The sequence below is a fragment of the Arthrobacter sp. MMS24-S77 genome, assembly GCF_054888235.1.
Genome location: NZ_JBTZRN010000001.1, coordinates 2,140,431 through 2,154,683, shown reverse-complemented (window position 1 = coordinate 2,154,683; position 14,253 = coordinate 2,140,431). Strand labels below are relative to the sequence as shown.

Annotated in this window: 12 protein-coding genes and 2 pseudogenes; 4 read left to right on the top strand and 10 right to left on the bottom strand. The window is 64.0% G+C overall.

Going from position 1 to position 14,253, the window contains the following annotated elements; all coding sequences use genetic code 11:
• Positions 1-57: 57 nt before the first annotated feature.
• The 8 genes from ACX5I4_RS09830 to ACX5I4_RS09795 form a co-directional block, all read right to left on the bottom strand.
• Positions 58-2,028 carry an acetoacetate--CoA ligase gene (locus tag ACX5I4_RS09830; protein ID WP_461836483.1) on the bottom strand — a complete coding sequence of 657 codons (1,971 nt, stop codon included), beginning with the start codon at positions 2,026-2,028 and terminating at the stop codon, positions 58-60.
• Positions 2,025-2,633: a cupin domain-containing protein gene (locus tag ACX5I4_RS09825; protein ID WP_461836482.1), complete on the bottom strand. Its 609-nt coding sequence runs from the start codon at positions 2,631-2,633 to the stop codon at positions 2,025-2,027. The genes ACX5I4_RS09830 and ACX5I4_RS09825 overlap by 4 nt, the downstream gene beginning before the upstream one ends.
• Complete coding sequence (locus ACX5I4_RS09820; protein ID WP_459340979.1) at positions 2,633-3,649, bottom strand: fumarylacetoacetate hydrolase family protein; 1,017 nt, start codon at positions 3,647-3,649, stop codon at positions 2,633-2,635. Before ACX5I4_RS09820 ends, ACX5I4_RS09825 begins: the two co-directional genes overlap by 1 nt.
• A gap of 87 nt (positions 3,650-3,736) precedes the next feature.
• The gene (locus ACX5I4_RS09815; protein ID WP_461836481.1) at positions 3,737-4,588 is read right to left on the bottom strand and encodes an ABC transporter substrate-binding protein; all 852 of its coding nucleotides are present in this window, start codon (positions 4,586-4,588) and stop codon (positions 3,737-3,739) included.
• Positions 4,585-5,616: a fumarylacetoacetate hydrolase family protein gene (locus ACX5I4_RS09810; RefSeq protein ID WP_461836480.1), complete on the bottom strand. Its 1,032-nt coding sequence runs from the start codon at positions 5,614-5,616 to the stop codon at positions 4,585-4,587. The genes ACX5I4_RS09815 and ACX5I4_RS09810 overlap by 4 nt, the downstream gene beginning before the upstream one ends.
• Positions 5,617-5,646: 30 nt before the next feature.
• Positions 5,647-6,585 (bottom strand): VOC family protein, encoded by a 939-nt coding sequence (locus tag ACX5I4_RS09805; RefSeq protein WP_459340982.1) that lies wholly within the window; start codon positions 6,583-6,585, stop codon positions 5,647-5,649.
• A 57-nt stretch (positions 6,586-6,642) separates the two neighbouring features.
• Positions 6,643-8,145, bottom strand: coding sequence for a bifunctional 3-(3-hydroxy-phenyl)propionate/3-hydroxycinnamic acid hydroxylase (locus ACX5I4_RS09800; RefSeq protein ID WP_461836479.1), 1,503 nt, complete (start codon positions 8,143-8,145; stop codon positions 6,643-6,645).
• A gap of 102 nt (positions 8,146-8,247) precedes the next feature.
• On the bottom strand, positions 8,248-9,624 hold the full coding sequence (locus ACX5I4_RS09795) for an aldehyde dehydrogenase family protein (protein ID WP_461836478.1): 1,377 nt from the start codon (positions 9,622-9,624) through the stop codon (positions 8,248-8,250).
• Between the two features lie 142 nt (positions 9,625-9,766).
• On the opposite strand from ACX5I4_RS09795, the gene ACX5I4_RS09790 reads away from it, so the two are divergent.
• Entirely contained in the window at positions 9,767-10,780 is a 1,014-nt protein-coding gene (locus tag ACX5I4_RS09790; RefSeq protein WP_459340985.1) for an ornithine cyclodeaminase family protein, read from the top strand.
• A 43-nt stretch (positions 10,781-10,823) separates the two neighbouring features.
• Positions 10,824-11,843 (top strand): dihydrodipicolinate synthase family protein, encoded by a 1,020-nt coding sequence (locus ACX5I4_RS09785; RefSeq protein ID WP_459340986.1) that lies wholly within the window; start codon positions 10,824-10,826, stop codon positions 11,841-11,843.
• Between the two features lie 512 nt (positions 11,844-12,355).
• Here ACX5I4_RS09785 and ACX5I4_RS09780 read toward each other — a convergent pair.
• Both ACX5I4_RS09780 and ACX5I4_RS09775 read right to left on the bottom strand, forming a co-directional pair.
• Positions 12,356-12,946 carry a substrate-binding domain-containing protein gene (locus ACX5I4_RS09780; protein ID WP_461838690.1) on the bottom strand — a complete coding sequence of 197 codons (591 nt, stop codon included), beginning with the start codon at positions 12,944-12,946 and terminating at the stop codon, positions 12,356-12,358.
• A gap of 29 nt (positions 12,947-12,975) precedes the next feature.
• Positions 12,976-13,611, bottom strand: a complete 636-nt coding sequence (locus ACX5I4_RS09775) for a hypothetical protein (protein ID WP_461836477.1) — start codon at positions 13,609-13,611, stop codon at positions 12,976-12,978.
• Positions 13,612-13,731: 120 nt separating this feature from the next.
• On the opposite strand from ACX5I4_RS09775, the pseudogene ACX5I4_RS09770 reads away from it, so the two are divergent.
• Together ACX5I4_RS09770 and ACX5I4_RS09765 are read left to right on the top strand one after the other, a co-directional pair.
• Positions 13,732-14,112, top strand: a pseudogene (locus ACX5I4_RS09770) (ATP-binding cassette domain-containing protein); the annotation flags it as partial.
• A 44-nt stretch (positions 14,113-14,156) separates the two neighbouring features.
• Positions 14,157-14,234: pseudogene (locus tag ACX5I4_RS09765) on the top strand (ATP-binding cassette domain-containing protein); the annotation flags it as partial.
• Positions 14,235-14,253 lie beyond the last annotated feature (19 nt).

The following is a 14,253-nucleotide window of genomic DNA, read 5'->3' as shown; positions in this document are numbered from 1 at the left end:
ACGCTACCGGCTTACGACATCCGTGGATGTCGTAAGCCGGTAGCAGTAGCGTACCGCTTAGAGTGATGCCGTCTCCCGCTTCAGGGCAAACCGTGCATATTCTTCCAAGAGTTCCGGATCGTCCACCGATCCGAGGTCCGCGACCGTCTCCAAGCGCGCCCCCTGCAGAAGCCGCTTGATGGGAACTTCCAGCTTCTTTCCAGTGCGGGTATGCGGAATTCCGGGCATGAAGATAATCTCGTCCGGCAAGTATCGGACGGAGAGGTTCTCACGGATGGATCTGGTAATCGCATCTTTGGCCACGTCCGGATTGGTGCCCTCAGCCAGGTGAACGAACAGCGGCATGTAATAGTCAGTACCCAGTTCCGCACCGACAACCAAGGCCTCGGCAACTTCCGCCAGCGATTCAACCACCGCGTAGATATCTGCCGAACCGAGCCGCAGCCCGTTGCGGTTGAGAGTCGAGTCGGAACGGCCGTGGATGAGGATGCCTCGGTGCGTGAGCTCGATGTAGTCCCCGTGCCGCCACACCCCCGGATACGTCGCGAAGTAGCTCTCGTGGTAGCGGCTGCCGTCGTCGCCCCAGAAGCTCAGCGGCATCGAGGGCATTGGCTTGGACACCACCAGTTCGCCTTTGCCCCGGGTGGGGTTGCCGGCTTCATCCCAGGACTCCACGCGCACTCCGAGGGCCGGAGCCTGGATGTAGCCGACATGCACCGGGAGCGTCGGGGATCCTCCCACGAAGATGGAGGCGATGTCAGTGCCACCACTCATCGAGCTCAACCAGATGTCACCCACATTGCCGTAGACCCAGCGATAGCCGTCGGCGGAGAGCGGCGAACCGGTGACCTGAAGGGATTTCAAGGCACCCAGGTCGTGGTCGCGCATCGGCACGAGGCCAGTCTTCGCGCAGGAATGGACAAATCCCGCACCCACGCCGAGGACCGCGACCTGCTCAGCGGCGGCGATCTGCCACACCCGGTCGATCGACGGGAAGGTCGGGTTTCCGTCAACGAGCACCGCCGTCGCCCCAACGCCAAGTGCGGAGACGAGTGCGTTCCACAGCACCCAGCTCGTCGAGGCGATGTTGAGGTAACGGTCACTAGGGCGCAGGTCGGAGTGGATGAGGAGCATTTTCATCTCCTCCAGCAGCGCCCCACCATGCCCGTGCACGATGCCCTTCGGGATGCCCGTAGTCCCGGAGGAGAAGAGGACCCATAGGGGGTGACTGAACTCAACGTCGTCGAAGACCAGCTCCGCTGGCTCTGCAGCAGCCTGGACCCAGTCCACGGCCGGGGCCCGGGTCGGGATACTCGGAATTGAGGTATGCCGCCCCACCCAGATCACGTGCTCAAGGGTGGGTAGCTGGGTGAAGATTTCCTCCAACTCCGCACGTCGGTCACGGTCCTTCCCGCCGAGCATGTAACCAGGGGCGGCGATGACGACCTTAGGAGCGAGCTGGGCGAACCGAGAGACGATTGCGCCAGGGCCGAACTCCGGGGCGCAGACTGACCAGACTGCACCGATCGAGGCAGCGGCGAGCAGCCCGACGACGGCCTCAACAACGTTGGGGAGGATCGCCACGACCCTGTCCCCGTGGCCCACGCCCCGGGCACGAAGGTGCGCGGCCAGGGACGCCACCTGGCGCCGCAGAGCATCCCAAGTGATCTCCTCGCGCGTCCCGTCCTCGGCGACGCCCACCAATGCGATTCCCTCGCGGCCCTGCAGCATGTGCCTGGCGAAGTTGACGGTGCGCCCCGGGAACCAGCGCGTGTTTGGCATGGGATCGCTCGTGCAAACAGGCCCTGCCGCCCCACCGAGCTCTACCCCTGCAAACCGGGCAAAGTGTTCCCAGAACTGCTCGGGCTCATCTACCGACCATTGCCAAAGCCCGTCGTAACCCGAATCGACGTCGATGCCCTGCCGGCCCAGGTAGGTAGAAAAGCGTCCGACGCCGGTCTCAGCGCTGAGGTCCTGGGCGGGTTCCCAGATCACTTCGCCGTCCGCGGCCTGGGCGTTGACTATCATGCGCTCTCCAGGGCCCGGGTAGTCTCCCGGCGCCGCTCGGCGATCTGAGATGCCGTAAGCGGCTCGGTTCCGATCAGCACAAAAAGGACCCTGGCTGTGCGGTCGGTACGGTTCGACCACGCGTGGCTGGTGGCCCGTTGCACGGCTACATCGCCGGCGCGCATGGTCGCTTCGCCCTCGTCGACGAGCAGCGTGATTTCGCCCTCGAGAACCACCGCGTAGTCCAGCGAGTCGGTGCGGTGGAACCAAAAGTGCTTTGAGCCGCTGCGCTCGGCACCCGCTTCGGCTTCCTCGTGCCCATCGATCTCGCTGAAGATTACCGAACCCGCCTCGTCCGGATAGACGGAGTCCGGCGGGAAGTCGGCGATGCGGAGAATCGTCTCGCCGGCGGCGGGAAAGCTGGGGATCTCTGCGTCCGCCGAGGCCGGGTCAAAGTCGCTGACGTGGTCGATGGGTCCGGCTGGGGTCAGCCATGGCACTGTGGCACCGAATCCCGGAATTACCTCCGATGACCAGTGGTTGGGCGCGGCGCCGTCGGAGAGGATGATGGCGCGTCCCTGGTCGTCGTGCCCGGTGACGATGCGGCGAACTGGAGGCCTGGTCATCAGAGCACCCATTCTTCGTGCGGGTAGGTACGGGGCTCGGGCCACCACGGGGCCTTTTGGCGTTCGCTGGAGATCGGAGTGCGCAGGGTGCCGACGCCCTCGAGATCCAATTCAATAACATCGCCGGGCTTCAGGAATTTGCCGATCTCGACGCCGGCGCCGAAGCCCATGGTGCCGGAACCGATGATGTCGCCCGGCTGCAAGCGGTCAGAGATCGAGACGTAGGCGAGCAGCTCGGCGGGTGTGTACACGAAGTCTTCCACCTTGGTATCGGAGAGGACCTCCCCGTTGACGCGGACCTGTCCGCGCAAACCTTCAATGGAGTCAATTTCGTCCATCGTGGTGACCCAGGGCCCGATGCCGTAGCCGAAGTCCTTGCACTTCTGCGGGCCCATGCCGATCGCCATTTCCGCACCTTGGATGTCGCGTGCGCTGAAGTCGTTGAAGACAGTAATGCCAAAGAGGTGGTCCAGGGCGGTATCCGGGGTCAGGTCGCTGCCGGACTTGCCCACGACGTAGCCGATCTCGAGCTCCCAGTCGAGGGCCTCGGTGAAGTCGGGGTAGGGCAGTTCCTGATTGTGACCGTAAGACATGGCTGTGGTGCCCTTGAAGTATCCCGGGCGTTCGTAGATCGAGCGTGCCGGCTGCGCCTTGGCAACAATCCGGTGGAAGTTCTGGATGTGCTGCTCGAAGGTCAGTCCGTCGCGGATGACTGGCGAGTCGACAGCAGCGCGCCACGAGACGTCGTCGATGGCGTACGAAGCGTCGTCTGCCGCCGCGAGCGCTTCGTGCGCGGCGTCCAGGAAGATGGAGCCTCCGCCGATTCCCGCTGCCAGGCTTCCGGGAAGGACCGCCAACGCGAGCGCACGGGCACGCTCGGGTTCGGCGGCTTTGCGCTGAAGCGTCAGGGAATATGCGCGGGCAAGGTCAATGACCCTTCCCAGTTCAGGCTGGGCAGCGACGAGCCGAATCTGTTCGCCGTCGGGTGTGGGCACTGCTATCCGTCCCAGTTTCATGATTGCTCCTTGGTTCTATTCATACGATACGCACAGTATCGTATCGAGTTGATGGAGTTTCGTTGGGCAACTGCGTGGGGGTGATGCTCAGCTACCGATCGAGGCGGACCCTGTGGCCCTCAGCAGCGGTTCGGCGTCGTAGAGCTCTTCCAGGGCCATACCCGCCGGAAGCATGCCCAGGCTTCGACGGATCTCGGTCAGTAGCCCAAGCCCGCGGTGATCCACCGCAAGCGTGCGGGCTCGCGTGTCCCAGGCACTTGCGGCCGCGGCTTGGTAACCGCAGCGTTCAAGCAACTCGATGCCCTGCGTGTCGTTCATGGATTCTCCGGCTTCCACCCCGGCGACCAGGGCGCCCAGGTGGCGTTCCAGCTCCGGGGAATCCAGAAGCTCGGCTCGGACTACCAGGCCTTGGCCCGGAAGTTCCGGCAGCACGGTGTTGACGTCCTGCACGCAGGACAATCCTGCCTGTTCGGCCAGTTTGTCGAACGGCGGCCCGAGCAGGGTGGCGTCCGCTTGGCCATCGAGCAGCGCATCCAGCCGTTCACGCACGCCACCGACCACCAGGTAGTCGACCTCGACGCCGGCGTCTCGAAACAGTCGCTGGGCGATGAGCGCGAAGCCGTTGCCTGGGGCGTCCACCGCGAACCGGCACCCGGCCAGATCCGCCAGGGATTCCGCGTCACCGGCTGCATGGATGCCCAGCGGCGTGGTCGCCTCGACCTGGGCGACCAGGCGCAGGTCGGCCCCCGCCCGGGTCCATTCGAACAGGTTGTCAATTGCCGTGACTGCGATGTCCTGCTCCCCGGCGAGCAGGGCGCGCAGCTGCTCGGCGCTCGAGGTGGTCCGGGTGGTAGCTACCTCGACGTCTCGCAGGAATCCCAGCTCGGCGGCCAACAGATAGGATACCGGCGGAACGAAGTGGCTTTGGCGAAGTCTCACGAGGCGGCCCCGCCAGCCGCGGCGACGGCGGCCGGGCGATCCAGATACCAGGGAGGCAACTGTCCGCTGGGCCCGCGGACCGTTGAACGCTGGGTGCCGAGCCCGCTGATTTGCGCCTCCATCACGTCCCCATCGCGCAGGAAACGGCCCCAATGCGATCCGTTGCCCGCCGGTGAACCGGTGATGAGGACATCCCCGGGCAGCAGCACGGCCATTGAGGAGGCGTAGGCGATCAGGCTCGGAATATCGAAGAGCAGGTCATCGGCCAGGGCATCCTGCATCGGTGCGCCGTTGAGGCTCAGGCGGATCCGCAGCTTTGCCGGGTCCGGGATGAACCGCTTTGGCACCAAATAGGGGCCGGTGGGAAAGAACGTCGGCTGGTTCTTCGCACGAAACCAGTCGGTGCCCATCATCGCGATGTCATTGCGCGGTACGAGCGTGCGGGCGGTGATGTCGTTGACGATCGTATACCCGGCCACGTAGTCGAAAGCGTCTTCGGCCGAGACCCGGTGCGCCTTGCGGCCGATGACGACGCCGAGTTCCAGTTCCCAGTCGACGTTGCCGCCGACATCCGGTAACTGCACGTCGTCGTAGGCGCCACAGACCGCCGAGGGGATCCCGGTCCAGACGTAGGGGTCGCCAGAGCGGCCGCGTTCATCGATGTCAGCTGCGGCGTCGGCGGCCAGTTGCGCCGCGTCGGCGCCTTCCTTACCGAGCTTGTGGGCCACGCTCATCTGCAGGACGTGCTCACGGTAGTTCGCCCCCGCGGCGATGATGGTGCCCACCGGTTGCACAGGAGGCAGCACCCGCAGCCCCTCGAGCGGGCGTGCGCCCGCCGCAGCCGGATCGATCGCCTCGAGGGTGTCCAGGTGCGCATCCCAGGCGGCGAACAGGTCCCCGATCCGTTTGACTCCCGGCACCACCGTGCGCAGGTCAACGACGGCGTCCCCGAAGACGGCCCCGGGAAATTGCTCCCCGCCGTCCTCGAAAGTGCCCAGCATGAATCCGGTCACGCGTGCCTCTTCCAAGAATCCTCCATTAGTCATCGTCTGTTGCCGCTATACCGGTGGCGGGACGAACAGGCCCTTGTCGCGGTCGTTGAACATTTCGCGGGCGATGAATTCGTCCATGTCGCCGCCGGTTCCCCATTGGTCGGAGGTCTCGGGGTCACTCGTGTCGTAGATGCTGGGGTGCCAGGTATCCTCGTCGATCGAGTCCAGTTCGGTGGTGTACTCCATGGTGTTGCCGTTGGGATCGTGGAAGTAGGTGAAGGTGTTGTCCCCGGCCTTGTGGCGGCCAGGGCCCCAGATCTTCTTGAACCCCGAACGCAGCAGCTTGCCGCTGCCGCGCATGTACTCGTCGATGCCGCGCAGTTCGAAGGACGCGTGCTGCAGCGAGGCATGCGGGCCGCGGGAGATTGCTATCGAGTGGTGTTGTGCGTTGCAGCGCATGAAGTAGAAGAGGTCGCCCATGTGGGGGTGGTTCAGGGTGTCCGAGAGGCGGAAGCCCAGGTGCTGTTCGTACCAGGCGCGCATCTTTTCCGGTTCCGGGGAGTTGAGGACCACGTGGGAGAGCCGCACCGGGATGGCCTCGCGTTCCTCGATCTTGCGGTGCTTGCGCACCTCAACGTCTGACGAGACCTCGATGGTGCGTCCCTCCAGGTCGAAGAAGCGGAAGCCGTATCCCCCACCGAGGGTCTGGACGTCATCGGGTTCGCCAATGAGCTTCACGCCCTTGGCGATGAGGTCCGAGGCGAGCTGGTCTACAGAGGCCTTGTCCGCCGCGCCGAACGCGACCATGTCAAGGCGCTTTTCATCGGCCTTGCGCACGCGGACCGAATATTGTTCCGGTGAGCCTTCGGCGGCGAAGTAGGTGACGCCGCCGTCGTTCTCCATTTCGGTGAGTCCCCAGTGGTTTTTGTAGAACTCGACCTGCTTTTGGTAGTCGGGCACGGCGATGTCGAAGTGCCTCAGGTGTGTGATTGGGCTGAATGCCATGTTGGGCTCCTGTCTTTACGTCCGTCTGGTGCGGATGTGGATCTGTCGATTTTGGGTTTAGAGGGGTGCTGGCACGTCGCGGTCCAGGCTCGGGATGCTGCAGATGAGGTGTTCGAGTGCCTCGGGGGTGTCGCCGAGGCCCAGGATGTAGCGGTCGGGGCGGACGATAACTGCCTGGGCGCCGGCGGCTGCAAGGATCTGGCCCACCTTGGCCGGATCGAACAGGACTACGACGTCGGGGGTGTCCTCAAGTTGTTCCCGCAGTTGTGACGGGATGGCGGAATAGATTTCGCGGGTTGTTGCTACTAGGAAACGGCTTCCCACCATGTCATCCAGGCGCACGCCGTCGCTGAGGATCGGTTGCATGGCGAGCCTGCCGGCCCGTTCATCGGTGCCACCTTCGTGCAGGCCCGGTCCCAGTGCGGGTGAGACGGGTGCCGACGCGGCGGGGTTTGCGCGGATGAAGGCGTCGCGCTGCTTGGCAATGTCGGCGTCGGTGGTCTGCATGAAGCCCGCGGCTCGGGTTGCCTGCTCGACCCAGAACCGTGCATGCGGCATCCGCTCGCTCTCGTAGGTGTCAAGCAGGCTATCGTCGGCCGTTTGGCGTTTGACCGCAGCGAGTTTCCAGACCAGGTTGGCAACATCGCGTATTCCTGCGCATAGGCCTTGCCCAAAAAGCGGTGGGGCCTGGTGGGCGGCGTCCCCGGCCAGGAAGATGTTCCCGGCGCGCCACTGCCGCGCGATGCGGCCACGGAAGGTATATGTCGCGAGCCGGTCTGCAGTGAACTTGTCTGCCGGCAGCACGCCGTGGCTGATCTTTTCAACACCCGCGGGGGTCGCAAGTTCCTCGGGGTCATCCCCCGGCATCAGCATGAACTCCATCCGCACACGTTTGCCAGGAAGGCGGATCCACAGGGCGGGCCGGGTGTGATGGCCCAGGAAGATCATGTCGGATGACAGGCCGGGGCCTTCTTCCAGGATGCCGTCCGCGACCAGCCACTGCGCATCCTCGCCCAGTTTTTCGCACTCAATGCCCAGTGCCTGGCGGCTTTGTGAACGGGCCCCGTCCGCTGCGATGGCCCAGCGGGCGCGGATGAGGGAATCCCCGCCGTCAGCGTCCCGCACCGCCACCTCGACGCCTGGTCCGGCATTGCGCACCGAGAGCACTGTGGCGCCTCGGCGGAGCTCGACGCCGGGCAGCTCCTGGACGACCTCCTGAAGCAGGACTTCGATGTCCGGTTGGTGAAAAGTGAGGTCGTCGTGCCAACCCTGGGTGCCAAATTGACCGGTGGGTACGGACACCAGGACTTCCCGTTCCTCGTTCTCGATGTGAAAGGAGGACATCGGCAAAGTGGCCTGGGCAAAGCGCTCGGCAACTCCCAGCGATTGGAGGGTACGGAAGGTTTCACCGTCAAAGTGCACGGCGCGGGCAGTCGGCCAAACCTGGATGTCGCGCTCCACCCCGACGGCGCTCAGACCTGCGCGCCCCAGCAAGGCCAGCGCCGTGACTCCCACGGGCCCTCCCCCGATCACTACCACGTCGACGTTGACGTTAGCCATCTTGCTCCTTCAAGTTCAGTACGTATCGTTTCGAATAAAAAGTAACATGCATCACTTGGTGGCACAAGCGTGCACGACGGCTCGCAAATGAGCCTGGCTTGCTTAGGCCTTCCAGACGGTCTTGAGATTGCAGAATTCCCTGATGCCGTCCGCAGCCAGTTCACGACCGAATCCGGAGCGCTTGATCCCGCCGAACGGAAGTTCCTGGTACGAAACCGTCATGCCGTTAATAAACACCGCCCCTGCGTCGAGATTTGTTAGGAACCACTCCTCCTCCTGGGCGTCGGCGGTCCAGACTGCACTGGAAAGCCCGAATGTGGTCTGGTTGGCAATCCGCAGGGCATCCTCGCGGTCCCGGGCACGGTAAAGCGAGGCGACGGGCCCGAAGGCCTCTTCCTGGATGATCCGCATCTCTTCGCTGAGCCCGGCGAGCACGGTGGGGGCATAAAAGAAGCCCGGGCCCTCCGGAACTGTCCCGCCGGTCAGCACCTGAGCACCCCGGGCGCGGGCGTCCTCCACGAGCTCGGCCAGTTCGTCACGTCCGGACAGGGTGGCCAACGGCCCCACCTGAGTAGCGGGATCCAGCGGGTCCCCGACGGCAAGCTCCGACATCAACTTCACGAACTCGGCAGCGAATGCGTCATAGACCTCGGTATGCACGATGAAGCGCTTGCCGGCGATGCAGGACTGGCCATTGTTGCTGATCCGCGCACGCACGGCGGTCGCTGCCGCCTCGGCGACATTTGCCGAAGGCATGACAATGAAGGGGTCCGAGCCGCCGAGCTCCAGCACGGATTTCTTCACGTTGTCGGCGGCGATAGAAGCCACCGAACGCCCGGCCGGCTCGGAACCGGTCAGGGTGACGGCCTTGACCCGCTCATCGGCCAGTATGGTCGCGACCCCGGAGCCGCCAATCAGCAGGGTGCGGAAGGAGCCCAGTGGGAACCCCGCCCGCTCAAAGAGCGTGTCAAGAAAGAGCGCAGCCTGTGGCACGTTTGATGCATGCTTGAGCAGGCCGGAGTTGCCGGCCATGAGCGCCGGGGCCGCAAACCGAATGACTTGCCACAGCGGATAGTTCCACGGCATAACCGCCAAGACCGTCCCCAGCGGCTCGTAGCGGGTCCACGCCCGGCTCGCGCCCACCGATGACGGGTTATCCAATGGGGAATCGGCCAGGAATTCCTCGGCACGCGCGGCATAAAAGCGCATGGCCTTGACGCACTTGTGCACCTCGGCGATGGATTGTGCAATTGGCTTACCCATCTCGACGGTGATCAACTCGCCCAGGCCCTCTGCCTGATCTTCGAGGATTTCCGCCGCAGCGAGCATCCACTGCGCGCGCTCGACGAAGGTTGTGCCGCGCAGCACCCGCGCCGCTTCGGCGGCTTCCGCAATGCGTTTTTCGACTTCCTCCGCCGTGTGCGGGTCAATGATCATTTCGGTCGAACCGGTGGTGGGGTTGACTGTTGCGATTGCCATAGTGGGTCCTTTTCCTTGAGACGTGTTCTCCGTCACGACTATATAGGATACGATTCGTATCGGATACTATTTTCAGCCTTCTCGGAATCGATCCACCCACGCTGCAGCCCACTGACCGGCTGCCTGACACAAAGGAGTGCCCGTGAGCACCGACGGCGAGCTACCGAAGAATCTTCCGCTCTTTCTCACCGACGCCGACGTGGCCAGTCTTTCGGACTGGCCGGGGGCGATACAGGCGATCCGCACCGCCTATAAGGCACCCGGCGACGAGGCCGGTACTCCTGGGCGGATCTTCGCCCAAACCACAGGTGAGTGGCTGCGGATCATGCCCTCGGTGCCGCCCAGCGGGCATCTGTTCGGGGCGAAATCGATCGCAGGATCCTTTGCGGACGGGCTTCGCGTCAGCTACTTGATTTCGCTCTTTAACAAGGACACTGCGGACCTGGTGGCGCTGGTGGACGGAAACCGCGTGACCGGCCTGCGCACTGCCGCGACCACTGCGGTGGGCACCTCTACAATCGTCCCGGGACGGCCGCTGAGCGTCGGGGTGATCGGCTCGGGCTTTGAGGCCCGTTCGCATCTGACGGCTTTTTCGCACGTCCTTGAGTTCGCCGACATCCGCGTGTTCAGCCCGACCCGGGCGAACCGCGAGAGCTTTGCCGCGGAGTTCAACGGCGCCTTTGGCGCTCCCGCACGCGCTGTCGGTTCGGCCCGCGAGGCTGTGGAAGGTGCGGATCTGATCTTGTGCGCGGCACGCTCCCGGGACGAGTCCCCGACCCTGCAGGCCGAATGGGTCGGCCCGGACTCCGCGGTGGTCTCGATCGGTTCCACGACCCCCGCCCAGCGGGAACTGCCGGCGGAGCTGATCGCCAGGGCCGCGACGGTCGTGGTTGATACCCGTGACGAGGTGGTGCACGGCAGCGGGGACATGATCGCGGCCCGGGCATACGGCGTCGAGGTAGATTCGCTCGTCGTCACACTCAATGCGGTCCTGACCGGTGAAGCCGGGATCGACGTGGAGCATGGGATCCGGATCTATAAGTCAACCGGTTCCGGACTGCAGGACATCGTTGTCGCCGAGATGCTCGTGGACCGCGCCCGCGCCGAAGGCATTGGCACCGTCCTGCCCGTCGGCATCGTCACCAGCCGCAAATAGGCCGAAAGACAAGACCCCACCGACAACAAACAAGGAGTACACCATGGTGGAATACACAAAATCCGAGGCACGTTCCTGGGCCCGGGAAAACTTTGTCGGCACAGTCGCCGTCACGCACCCATCCTTCACCCCGGATTTCTCCGGCATCAACGAAAATGCGATCCGGCACGACATCCTTCTGCTCAAGGAACGCGGTTACAAGGGTTCCCTGCTGATCGCCGAAGCGAACATCACCCCGGAGGAGAATGCCCGGATCACGGAGGTGGCTCGCGAGGCGGCCGGGGAAGACTTCGGACTCTTTTTCCACGCCATTTTCGGCACCTTGGAAGAAAACATCCATGCCGCGAACCTGGCCACCAAGGCAGGCGCCGACCGCGCCCTGCTGGCCTACCCTTCATCGTTCTGGCCGACCTCCTACGAGGAGGTGTTCGACTACACCAAGCGCTTCACCGACGAAACCGACCTGGCGACCATGCTGTTCCCGCTGCCGGCTTGGGGATTCGAACGCATTCACCCCGCGGGCATGAGCGTTGACTTCGTGCGCCGCGTCCTCGACGCGATGCCGAGTATCGTCGCCATCAAGGCCGAACAGGGCTACCCGGGCATCCCCGGAGTCATGGAGATGTACCACCACTTCCGCGACGAAGTAGTGATCTCCTGCCCCATTGAGGCCGAATTGATCCCGCTCATGTCGGTCCTGGACGTCCAGTTCTCCGGCACCGCGAACACCAACTGGATGGGTGACTACTACCCCAAGGCCTTCGAGCTGGCGCGCACCGGCAAATGGGAAGAAGCCATGAAGCGCTACTGGGCTGTCCAGCCGGCCCGGGCCGCCAATATCGCCGTTTCGTCAACCTCCACCCCGGGCACGAGCGTCATCAACCGCACCCAGTGGAAGTACCAGGAATGGCTCTCCGGCTTCAACGGCGGCGCCCTCCGTCCGCCGGCAGCCAGGCTTCCGGACCGTTTCATGAAGCAGCTGCGCGCAAGCCTGGTGGCTTCAGGTCTGCCCGTGACCGAGACCCCGGATGAGGAGTTCATGCGCGGACGCGTCGGCGCCTAAGCCTTGCCCGGCCTCGTGCCGGCAAGGGAAAGCCCCTTGGATGCCAAACCGACGTGCTGGTTCGGTGTTCCAAGGGGCTTATTTTGCGTGTGAACCCGTCGTGATTAACAAGTTGCAGCGCCCCAAAACTGCGGTCACTACAACGATAGCTACTCGCACAAGTGGCTGAGAATCAGACGTTCGGAACCTTGCGTCACGAGCACGGATGCCCTTTTGCCGACCGATCCATGGCGCTGCCGGGGCATTTGGTTCCATAAGCCGGCGAGCGCAGGCCGGAAGTTTCCGAAAGGCTTGCCCGGGTCCTGTGAGTGCCGGCCAGCACGTTGATCGTCTCTACGAATTGGTCGTTGACCTTCCGTGGCCGGATACCATACCGGTAACCGCATCCCCGGGCCGGATAGACAGCAGGCAAAGGGCCCCTTCCAGGGTTGGATGTCGAATCGACATCCAACCCTGGAAGAGGCCCTCAATCCCGGGTCAGGTCCGGTGATGGGCGTGGGCCCGGGTAGGAGTTAGGCGCCGGGGCTTGAGAAGAACTTATTGAGGCGATCGGCGGGCAGGTAGTCCTCAGGGTTGCCGGCCAGGTCGGTCAGGTCATTGTGGTCCCAGGACGGATCCGCGAGCTTGGCGAGGTTTTCCCGGGAGACGATCACCGAGGGTTCAACGATCTGATTGATCTTCGGACCCTGGCCTTTCAGGATGCGCAGTGCCACGTCGGCCACTGCCTCCCCGGTGCGCACGGACGGGGTGGTGGTGCCGAAGAACGGGTAGTCAGGCTTTGCTAGCGCCCAGGAGGAGAATCCGCGGCTCGATCCGTCGTCGGCGATCGGTGGCACGTCCATGCCCGATTCCTCAAAGGCGTTGCGAATCCCTACGCCCATCGTTCCGGCCTGAAGCACGGCGTCAACCCCGGCGGGGTTGGTGGCAAGGAATTTTTGGACTTCCGCCTGGGCCGTTGCCGGTTGGAAGAAGCCGGTGACAGACCCGGTCACCTTGATTTCCGGGCAGTTTTTCAGGACGGCATCGATGCCCAGGCTGGCGAAGGTCGAGACGGGGATGCCCGGGATGCCATCGACGCGCAGGACGTTGCCCTTGCCCCCGATTGCCCTCAGCGTGCCGGCGGTGACCTGGGCTATTGCGAGGGGGTATTCCGCGTCACGCTGACGGCATACTCGGAATCGATCGGCACCTGAGCCGCAACCAGCGGGATGCCGGCGTCAAATGCGGCCTTGGCCAGGCCCACGGAAGGCTCCGGTGCGATGGGCGTGTAAATGATCACGTCCGGCTTGAGCGAGAGTGCCTCATTGAACTGCTGGAGCTGAAGGGGAACATTCGACGGGTCATCCGGGGCGAATTCGCCGACGATCTTGACACCACCGGCCTTCAAGCTGGTGCGGATCGCCGCCGACATGGAGGCAATGAAGGGGCTGGCCGGTGGCATGCCCACGATCGCGGCCGTGAAACCGTCAGTCTTCTTTGACTTGTAGCCGGCCCATGCCGATTTCCGGATCTCGTAGGGGTAGAGGTTGTAGCCCGCCGCGATCTCCTTGGGGAAACCGGCCAGCAGACCGTTCGGATCGTTCACCGTACCTGTCGGCAGCGACCCGCAGGTCCCGGCGGCCGCCGACGTCGCCGGCCCGGGCGTACTCCCTCCGGAGCTAGGGGCCGCCGGCGCCGATGCCGAACAGCCCGTCAGAACGAGGGCACTGGCCCCAAGGATCGCGGCGCCGACTGTTGCGAAACGGGGGAAAGAGGTCATCTTCTTCATGTGTTCTTCCTTGCCGAGTGAAACGCTTCGTTGCGTATCGCATCAGAGTAATCACATGCTGTACGATTCGTCTAGTTTCGAATATGACCCGCGCCACATTTATCGCGAAGGAGATCCGCCGTGACCATCCAACCATCCGGCCTGGTGCTCACCGGGGTGAGCAAGCGCTTTGGCGCCACCCGCGCCCTCATCGACGGCGACCTCCACCTCCGACCGGGTGAAATCCACACGCTCCTGGGCGAAAACGGCTCCGGGAAGAGCACTCTTGTCAAGATCATGGGAGGCGTCCACCATCCGGATTCCGGCACCGTCACATTGGACGGCGTCCCCATAACCAGCCGTTCGCCCCGAGATGCCATGAACCTGGGGATTGCGACGGTGTTCCAGGAAGTCCTCACCGCGGGGAGCCAATCGGTCCTCGAGAACGTGTGGTTGGGGTCCCAAGGAGTGTTTCGTCGCCGGCGGGGCCGCGCGGAGCAGCGATCAATGGCCCAAGACGTCTTAGCACGAATCGCTGGTGAGATTCCGCTGGATCTTCCCGCGGGGAACTCTCGCTCTCCGAACGGCAGTCACTCTGCATTGCCCGCGCACTCGTGCGCAAACCCAAGGTGCTCATCCTCGACGAGTCGACGGCTGCCTTGG